Annotated in this window: 2 protein-coding genes; both read right to left on the reverse strand. The window is 44.4% G+C overall.

The features are described 5' to 3' along the window. Positions 1 to 277: 277 nt before the first annotated feature. Positions 278 to 670 carry a hypothetical protein gene (locus NFR55_RS10475; protein ID WP_251548864.1) on the reverse strand — a complete coding sequence of 131 codons (393 nt, stop codon included), beginning with the start codon at positions 668 to 670 and terminating at the stop codon, positions 278 to 280. 38 nt (positions 671 to 708) lie between these two features. After that, positions 709 to 1,141: hypothetical protein (locus NFR55_RS10480; RefSeq protein WP_251548866.1), on the reverse strand; the 433-nt coding region annotated here is incomplete at its 5' end.

Consider the following 1,141-nt stretch of genomic DNA (forward strand, 5'->3'; position numbering starts at 1 on the left):
TCCGTCTTTGCTTTTCTTGATAATTTGGCATTCTTTTCTCCTTTCCCCTTATCGCTGGGGGCTACGATTTTTTATTAAAGAATTGTGCCGAGAGCCGGATTTGCACCGGCAACGTCTATACTAAAGGTTATATTCATGGAAAAACGACAGCCAATGATATATTAGTTCTTCACGCCAGCTCCCCTGTCTCGGCATACGGGAGCAACGTGCCTACCAAACACATTGCCCCGCTTAAGGAAAATGAACGATGAGTTTTACGACGTCCGAGGTCGTTATTTTATTTCTTCTTTGTGTCCACTTTTACGAACTCCGGAGCGGTTTCGCTCAATTCGTCTTCGTCGAAATCGTCTTCTTCGTCGGATACGGCATATTTAATGAGCGGCGACGGCTCTACTACTCGCAAAATCTTGACAAACTTAGGTTCGCGCGTAAGATTTTTGCACATCTTTATGCCGATTTCCAATACGTCGCCGAACACGCATTTGTTTGCTTCTACAAAAGCGTTTGCCACCGCATACTGTTCTTCGGATATAAAAAACGCAACGTCTACGCGCCGAGTGCCCCAACGCGTATTAACGATTTGAAAAAACCTTGCCGCATAAAACGGCGTTTGCTTTTCCTTGCTTACCCCTTTCGACACTCCGTCGAACAATACTACTTGTTTTTCCATGTTTATTACTCCTTTCGGCGTTGGTCGCCACCCGTTTTTTATTGTTCACCCTCTCGGGTTAAAACCGATTTATTTTGCGTTTTTGCTACTCTTGCGGCTTCTTTCGCATGCCGCCGTTCCTCTTTGGCTCGCGCTTCTTCAGCCTTATATTCGGAATATTTACGCTCGTAATCTTCCCACGATTGCATGAAATACTGCGCCGCGTCGAATAGTTTATTGAATTTCTTGAGTTCGTTGGTGCCGTCCAACACGCAGTAATGCGTTACCGTATAGCAGTGGTGCGACGTTTTCATGAGCATATACACGTTTTGTTCGTCCGGTTTAACGTCTTTGCGCATGAACACGTAATTGCGGTCTACGTAGTTATTGCAGTTAAAGTACTTATACCACAGCTTTGATATTGAAGCATACAGCCACAAGAAATCCGTACCTTTCGAATTCAGAACTTCTATATCCGGTTCTTTCATTTGT

The organism is Pumilibacter intestinalis (assembly GCF_943193005.1).
In the GTDB taxonomy this organism is placed as follows: Bacteria; Bacillota; Clostridia; order Christensenellales; family Pumilibacteraceae; genus Pumilibacter; species Pumilibacter intestinalis.